Origin of the sequence: Desulfocucumis palustris (assembly GCF_002933875.1) — a bacterium.
Lineage (GTDB): Bacteria > Bacillota > Desulfotomaculia > Desulfotomaculales > Desulfocucumaceae > Desulfocucumis > Desulfocucumis palustris.
The window spans coordinates 73,215-80,986 of record NZ_BFAV01000092.1; the positions used below are offsets into that span (position 1 = coordinate 73,215).

The 7,772-nt window shown below is 47.3% G+C and carries 7 protein-coding genes; 5 read left to right on the forward strand and 2 right to left on the reverse strand.

The annotated features are described in order from the left end of the window. The first annotated feature begins 532 nt into the window (after positions 1 to 532). Complete coding sequence (gene bioB / locus DCCM_RS07195) at positions 533 to 1,495, forward strand: biotin synthase BioB (RefSeq protein WP_231702690.1); 963 nt, start codon at positions 533 to 535, stop codon at positions 1,493 to 1,495. On the opposite strand, the gene DCCM_RS07200 is transcribed toward bioB, so the two are convergent. Next, positions 1,485 to 2,237 carry an alpha/beta hydrolase gene (locus DCCM_RS07200; RefSeq protein ID WP_307718803.1) on the reverse strand — a complete coding sequence of 251 codons (753 nt, stop codon included), beginning with the start codon at positions 2,235 to 2,237 and terminating at the stop codon, positions 1,485 to 1,487. The genes bioB and DCCM_RS07200 overlap by 11 nt on opposite strands. Before the next feature lie 249 nt (positions 2,238 to 2,486). Between DCCM_RS07200 and DCCM_RS07205 the strand changes: the two genes are divergently transcribed. The 4 genes from DCCM_RS07205 (at position 2,487) to DCCM_RS07220 (ending at position 6,525) form a co-directional block, all read left to right on the forward strand. Beyond that, positions 2,487 to 2,732, forward strand: coding sequence for a hypothetical protein (locus DCCM_RS07205; RefSeq protein WP_104371745.1), 246 nt, complete (start codon positions 2,487 to 2,489; stop codon positions 2,730 to 2,732). Positions 2,733 to 2,783: 51 nt separating this feature from the next. Continuing rightward, entirely contained in the window at positions 2,784 to 4,187 is a 1,404-nt protein-coding gene (rlmD, locus tag DCCM_RS07210; RefSeq protein WP_104371746.1) for a 23S rRNA (uracil(1939)-C(5))-methyltransferase RlmD, read from the forward strand. Positions 4,188 to 4,550: 363 nt separating this feature from the next. Next, positions 4,551 to 5,786 (forward strand): MFS transporter, encoded by a 1,236-nt coding sequence (locus DCCM_RS07215; protein WP_104371747.1) that lies wholly within the window; start codon positions 4,551 to 4,553, stop codon positions 5,784 to 5,786. A gap of 385 nt (positions 5,787 to 6,171) precedes the next feature. Continuing rightward, positions 6,172 to 6,525, forward strand: coding sequence for a nuclear transport factor 2 family protein (locus DCCM_RS07220; RefSeq protein WP_104371748.1), 354 nt, complete (start codon positions 6,172 to 6,174; stop codon positions 6,523 to 6,525). 783 nt (positions 6,526 to 7,308) lie between these two features. Here the strand turns inward: DCCM_RS07220 and DCCM_RS07230 are convergent. Then, the coding region (locus tag DCCM_RS07230) for a nuclear transport factor 2 family protein (protein ID WP_104371750.1) at positions 7,309 to 7,772 on the reverse strand (464 nt) is incomplete at its 5' end.

Below are 7,772 nucleotides of genomic sequence, written 5' to 3' on the forward strand. Positions count from 1 at the left end.
GATAATAGAACAATTTGATAAATGCCCGAACATTTAACGGTCACAATATAGTATGTTTTGTCGGCTGCAAGTGTGACGGCGGACTGCCGGCCCGGAGGCTTCTTTTTATCCCGCTGACAGCCTTTAAGACCACGTATTTGAGGGCCGGGTTCTTAAAGGCTGTTAGGGAAAGGGGACACGCCTTCATTTAAAGGTCGGGGGACACACCTCCCTTTAAAGGTCAGGGTACACACCTTCATTTGGAGCATATCTTTAGGGCAGAAGGAATGTCCCCAACGCATATATCTTTAGGGCAGAAGGATGTCCCCGACGTATATATCCTTAGGGCAGGAGGAATGTCCCCGGCGCAGGTTCGGAATGAGAATAACCCCTTCCGAACCCGGGACTCACTCATATACGTCAGCCGGCCAGGATTATGAAAAGCGGCAGTTATCAAAAGGTTGATTGTTAACCTTACTCATGTTTTGTGTTGACGGAATTAGATGCGGAGGTTATATTTATTGTTATCAACTTGGATGGGTGGTGTTAACATTTGATACGGCATATCGGCCAAAAAATAATGAACGGTGAGAATTTAAGCAGGGATGAGGCTATGGGGCTGACGGAAATAGATAGTGGGAGCATTCCGGAGCTGCTTTCGGTAAGCAACAAGGTTGCCAGGCATTACCGGGGCTTCCGCCTGGAGCTGTGCTCAATAATGAATGCCCGGTCGGGAAAATGCAGTGAGGACTGCAAATTTTGCGCCCAGTCCGGCCGCTACCACACCGGCGCTAAAATTTATCCCGTGGCCGCTAAAGAGGAAGTATTAAAACAGGCGGTGTCCATGGAGAGGGCCGGGGCTAAACGGTTTTCCCTGGTTACCAGCGGGAGGGGCATCTCGGAAAGGGATCTGGACGCGGTTTTAAATGCCCTGGAGCTTTTGAAGAGGGAAACGGGGCTGGAGCTCTGCGCCTCCCTGGGGCTGATTGACGGGAATAAAGCCCGGATGTTAAAGGATGCCGGGCTGTCCATGTACCATCACAACCTGGAAACATCGCCGGATTTTTACTCCCGAATATGCACCACGCATACCTACCAGGACCGGGTGGATACCATTAACGCCGCCCGAAAAGCGGATTTAAGGGTTTGCGCCGGGGGAATAATCGGCCTGGGCGAAACCTTTGCCCAGCGGGTGGATATGGCCCTGGAAATACGCAGACTGGGAGTGGATTCTGTGCCTGTGAACTTTCTTAACCCCATCCCGGGAACGCCCCTCCAGGACATCCCGGCGCCGGCTCCTTTAACCCTGCTGCATACCCTGGCGGTATTCCGCCTGATACTGCCGGAGGCTGTAATCCGTCTGTGCGGCGGCAGGAAAACAGGGCTGAGGAGGCTGCAGCCCCTGGCTTTTTGGGCAGGCGCCGACGGTGTGATGATTGGGGACTACCTTACCACCGGCGGTGAGGACCTGGAGCAGGATCTGCAGCTGTTCCGGGATATGGGCTTTATTTTTTGAAAATATGGTTGTTGTCACGGCTTACAAATTGGTTAATTAAATCAAAAAGCATTTCCCTGTCGTAGTCCAGGGTCGCCATATGACCTGAATTTTTAAGCCACACCAGGTCCCTGGCGGCGGCTTTGGCCAGCCGGTTATACAAAAAATTTGCATTTTCCGGCGCCACGATTCCATCGCCGGTTGATTGAAATATAAGAACCGGCATTGATATTCCGGGTATCTCCGGGCCCACCGCCCGGAGCAGCCGGTACAGCTGCAGGCCGGCGGACGGTGGCGCGCTGTCGTAAGCGATGTGATTTTTTCTCGCCGCCGGGTCTTTTATGTTTTGCTGTACTTCCTGTTTAAAATTCCGGAGTAGGTTTAACAGGCGCATTAAATAGAAGTTTATGTATATTTTAACCGGGGCGCAAATGACTATCAGCCCCATAAAATCATGATTTGCCGCCAGGTGGAGAGCGATGGTGCCCCCCATGGAAAACCCCGCCACGTAAACCCGGGCGCAATTTTTCTGTAAATCCAGAAGTGCGCTCCGGGCCGAATCAATCCAGTGCCTGTAAGTAATGCCCCTCAGGTGCGAGGGGCTGGTGCCGTGCCCGGGCAGCCTTGCCCCGCTGACCGTGAAGCCCCGGCCTGCCAGGTACTCTCCCAGTGGCAGCATTTCCGCCGGGGTGCCGGTAAAGCCGTGTAATAATAAAACCCCGGTATCCCCGCCGGGCAGGTAAAAAGGTTTAACTTCCCTTATGGTTCAAAACCTCCATTCAAATAGTTCACCATGCATAAATTAAAATATTTGCGTTTTAATAAAGCAATCCCTTTATATTTATTCTATATTTATAAAAATAAGGCACAATATGTTTCATAGGTCCATAAATTCTGGTAACATTATTTGGGGAACATTCCTTCACGGGAATTGCCATGAGCAAGGGGCCTTTGCGGTGCCGGAAGGTGTGTCCCCTATCCTTTATTGCGAAATTTCCTGGAGGTGCTTAAAATGGGTGATTGCTCCTGTGGCGACAAGTCCAATGAAACTGTCAAATGCTTTAGCGGCGGTGAAAGCAGGCAGCTGCAGCTGGTGAAGGCGGACTCCCTGGAGGAAGCCAACAGGCTTTTGAAGAAGGAGGACCACGTTTACCTGGGGGTATTCTGGAACGGGAATCTGTCCCGGGAGGAATATATACTGGGCCGCCTGGAGAGAGTAAAAAAATCAGCCAGGAAGGTTGGTTTTAGTTTTGATTAACCTTGCCGGAAATATGGCCGGCGGTTCCGCCAGCTGCCGGAGAAACGGGCAATGCTGACCGGGGGCCGGGAGATAGAGCTTTACATAGACAATTACAACCACTCCGGGGAGGGAGTGGGCCGCTGCCGGGACATGGCCGTATTTGTCCCCTTCGCCGCCCCCGGCGAGAAGGTGCGGGCCAGGGTGACCGAGACCAGGAAGAATTATGCCCGGGCCGAAATGCTGGAGATAATAGAGCCCGCCGGTTTCCGCACGGCTCCCCGGTGCCGGACATTCGGAAAATGCGGCGGCTGCAGGTTACAGCATATTGATTACCCGGAGCAGCTTTCGGCCAAAAGGGAACTGGTCCGGCAGAGCCTTTCCCGCATCGGCGGGTTTGGGGATATATCGGTTGAGCCCGTTATCGGCATGGCCGACCCCTGGCATTACCGCAACAAAGTGCATTTTCAGGCGGAAGACCGGGATGGCAGGCTGGTGCTGGGCTTTTACGAAGAGGGCAGTCACCGGCTGGCGGAGACCGCCGGGACCGGTGACAGCCCGCTGCCTCTTCACTGCCGCTGCCTGCTGGTGGACCGGGATTTAAACGCCCTGGCCGGTTTAATTGAAGAAATGTTAAACAGATACGGCGTAAGGGCATATAACCGGCTTACGGGACGGGGAATGGTACGCCATGTGCTGTTGAGAAAGGCCTCCGGCACAGGGGAAATGATGGCCGTGCTGGCCACCGGCCCGGGAGACTGGCCCGCTGAGAAAGATTTCGCCGCGGAACTGGCAAAGGCCTTCCCCGGTGTAAAATCGGTGCTGCGTCACGTGAATCCGGAGCCGGGCAACCGGGTGCCGGGGGGCGGGACTCTGCTTCTAAAGGGCAGTGAGACCATAGAGGACATTATGGAAGGCCTGCGGTTCAGCCTGTCCGCCGAATCCTTTTATCAGGTGAACTCCGTTCAAACAGTTACGCTTTATAATAAGGCTCTGGAATTCGCCGGTCTGTCAGGCGGCGAGACTGTTGTGGACGCATACTCCGGCGTGGGAACCATAGCCCTCTTCTTTGCCCGCAAGGCCGGCAAAGTGCTGGGTCTGGAAATCGTCGCCCGGGCGGTTGCCGATGCCCTGGCCAATGCCGCGTTAAACGGCTTAGCCAATGTGGAGTTTCACCAGGGAGCGGTGGAAAAACTGCTGCCCCGGCTGGTTCGCCGGGAACGGAGGCCGGATGTGCTGGTGCTGGACCCGCCCCGCCGGGGCTGTCATATCCGGGTGCTGGAGACCATAGCGGAAACCGGCGTTCCCCGGGTGGTATACGTATCCTGCGACCCCGGCACCCTGGCCAGGGATTTGCGAAGGCTGGCGGAATGGGGTTATGCGGTGAGGAAGGTACAGCCGGTGGACATGTTTCCCCAAACCCATCACGTGGAGAGTATAGTTCTGATGACGAAAAGTGGTTTGAAGGGCAAATAAGGAAGGTCAACCACTATATGTAGTGGTTTGGGAGTAAAAAATGAGCGAATGAGCGAAAATCGGGCTGAAAAAGTGTATTTTTTAACCCGATTTTCCAGTTTTTTTGTAGATGACATTGGGATTTTTGAAGATGATACTCAAAAACACTAGGCAATGTTGTGATGTTCTTAGAATACGACATTTTAGAAAAAGTTAACTACTAAAGATTATTTATATAATTGCTAGTTGTTTTCGCTATAAATTGATTTATAAGAGGTGTACGTATAATCGTTTTAGGATGTATCACAGCTATGTATTTTATTTAACTAAGATAGGGAAACCCTATTTATACAATAAAAGTAATTGATTTAGATTGGAATAAAAATGACAAATATAGATAAAAATTGGAAAAAGAACATAATACTTTTTTTAGCCAGCCAGAACATATCTTTCTTTGGTTCGATGCTGGTTCAGTGTGCTATTACTTGGTATATTACATTAAAAACACAATCCGGGATAATGATGACTATATCAATTATTTGTGGCTTCCTGCCGACATTTTTTCTGTCTCCTTTTGCGGGGGTATGGGCAGACCGATATAATAGAAAGATACTTATTATTTTATCTGATTCTATGATAGCGATAGCAACGTTTATTTTAGCTATACTGTTTTTTATAGGTTACGACGCAGTATGGCTGCTCTTTGTGGCATCTGTCATACGTGCACTCGGTTCTGGGGTTCAAACGCCAGCCATAGGAGCTATTCTTCCGCAACTTGTGCCAAAAGATAAACTTACCAAGGTGAACGGAACAAATAGCAGCATACAATCACTGGTTGCGCTTATATCTCCGATGCTTAGCGGTATACTGCTAACTATGTCTTCCATCGAAACAATATTCTTTTTAGATGTTATTACGGCTGCTGTGGCGGTTTCGATATTAATTCTGTTTTTACGTGTGTCTGTTCATGCTAAAGCCCTTGAGAAACAAAGAATTACCTATTTTGGAGATATGCATGAAGGTATCAATTATATCAAGAATCATGGATTTGTTAAGATAATTTTTTCGTTTATAGCAATCTACTTTATATTAATTGCGCCTGCGGCATTTCTAGCGCCCTTGCTTATCACGCGCAGCTTCGGGGAGGATGTTTGGCGCCTAACTGCAATGTCCGTAGCGTATTCTGTCGGTATGATGGCGGGAGGCATGATCGTAGCGACCTGGAGTGGTTTTAAAAACAGAGTCCATTCAATGGTCCTTTCAATCCTTGTTATTGGAGCCTGTACCTTTGCACTTGGCAGTATTCCTATATTTGGGTTTTACCTTTTTTTCATGGGATTGATTGGTGCTGCGATGCCTTTTTTTAATACACCATTTACAGTTTTACTACAGGAGAAGGTAGAAGGAGATTTTTTAGGTAGAGTATTTGGCGTTTTAAGCATGATTTCAAGTTCTATTATGCCACTAGGGATGCTTGTATATGGACCTCTAGCTGATTTCATTAAAATAGAATGGTTATTTATAGGAACCGGCTTGCTGATGTTTGCTGAAAGCCTTTTTATGTTAGGCAATAAAGTGCTGATTGAGGCAGGGAAGCCAAAATTTAAACCTGAGATGTAACATTTTAGGAGGAGGGTATAAACAAAATGGATTTATTTAGATTTAACGATTGATTTTTATAAAGATGCTCTGCGCCAGGGGCCGGGCAGTGAGCAGGAAACCAAGAAGGCATGCGCGCTGATGACGGTAGATATTGGATCAGCCTATGGGGAGCGAATAAAATAGCTTGCTTTACCATTGGCGACTATACAAGAGTATGAAATACCAATTCCCGACACCGAACCGCATGGTATCGCCATTGACAAAGAGGGGCGCATTTGGATAGCCGTGGAAAACGCAGGGATATGTTGCTTCCAATAGTCAACATTTAGATAGAAAATGAACAGTGAGATTGAAGTTATTTTAATGTGAAGTAAAGATTATTACATAACAGGAGATAATCTATATGAAGCCAAAAGAAATACTTTGTCAATGGGTTGATGCGTTTAATAATGCAGATACAGAAACAATTGCAAATTTATATGATGATAATGCAATAAACCATCAGGTTGCTAATGAGCCAGTTATCGGTAAAGAGGCTATAAAGAAAATGTTTGAACAAGAGTTTTCTCAAGCAAAAATGGTTTGTATTGTTGAAAATATTTTTGAAGATGGACAATGGGCAATTTTGGAGTGGCGTGACCCATTAGGTTTGAGAGGTTGCGGCTTTTTTCAGATAGTGAATAATAAGATATTATTTCAGAGAGGCTACTGGGACAAGCTATCTTTCTTAAAACAGCACAATTTACCAATTGAATAATACGAGTATAATCCTTATCTGAAGTTTCTTTGTAGATATTTAGCTTAACCTTAGGCGTATTCCACCTAAATTTGGTTGGGAGTTCGAAAGCTAAGCTTAAAATGGCAATAACTCCTTAAAATGAGTGAAAGAGATAGACTTTATTGATTATATTGAAGCATTGAGCGAGTCTTATTTGCTTGCTATATCTGAGTATCAAAGCTATTGGCTTCTACCTGAACACATAATCGATAAAGTGCGGATATCCCTTTGATTTGGTCTCTATTTGCCTGATCTAGATATTGTTCAATGCCCTTTGCCATTTCCTTGATTTTGCTTTTGTCATTATAGTCAAATCCCTTAGATCCTGTTTTATATTTTCAATATAATGTTTTTGACCATTGGCGTAAAAGGCAAGCTTTAATACATATATTATTAAAGCTTGCCTGATATGTTCAGCGGCAAACATTCGGTAATTATTCCCGGCACAGCGCTTTGCCGATATAAGGCCAACCTTGTCCCAATACTGGTATCCCTGTCTTACGACTGACAGCATTTATAGTCAGTAGCTCCTGCTTTGTAATTAGGACTTGCTGAATGAATAACAAACCCTGAAAAATCAAGGATTTTACAGCACATTTGTCGAATTAAGGTGCAAGGAGAATACAGCAATTGAATGTAAAAACCATGCACCTGGAGGAAGAAAATGTTCCGTGAATTGGAAAAACAACTGTACCTCGAAGAATTTGTACTCCCCTTTGAAGGCAAACTCCGGGCAGACAATCGTTGGGTAAAATTGGCTAATTAGTTGCTTGGACTCCCAATCCTAGCCACTGCAGACAGACCTGCGCCCGTTCGCCACGTAATGCGCGATTTCAATTCTCTAAACCGCCATCCGTTGTTAGTACGCACTGCTACAGCTTCGAAAACACCTCCGGCAACAAAATGCGTTTGCAGTGATCTCGGATCACTTTCCTCTTCGGACCATAGGTGCATCGCAATCATATTGGCCCTAAGTCGTGCGGTGTCTCCTTTAAGGTCGATTATATGGTCGGAAGTGACATGGTGCGTTGCACGGAAGCGGCTAAAGATTTTGTCTTCAGAGGCAATGGCCTCCGGGCCGACGACGGCAGCACCGTTGGGACGTACGTAGCGACCGTCCGGTGTGAATATCGCTTCCACTGCCGCAATATTGAAGCATTTGTCATCGACAAAACTGCAATAACGGCTCAGCAGCTCACTGATCTGCGCACGATCAGCAAGTTTAG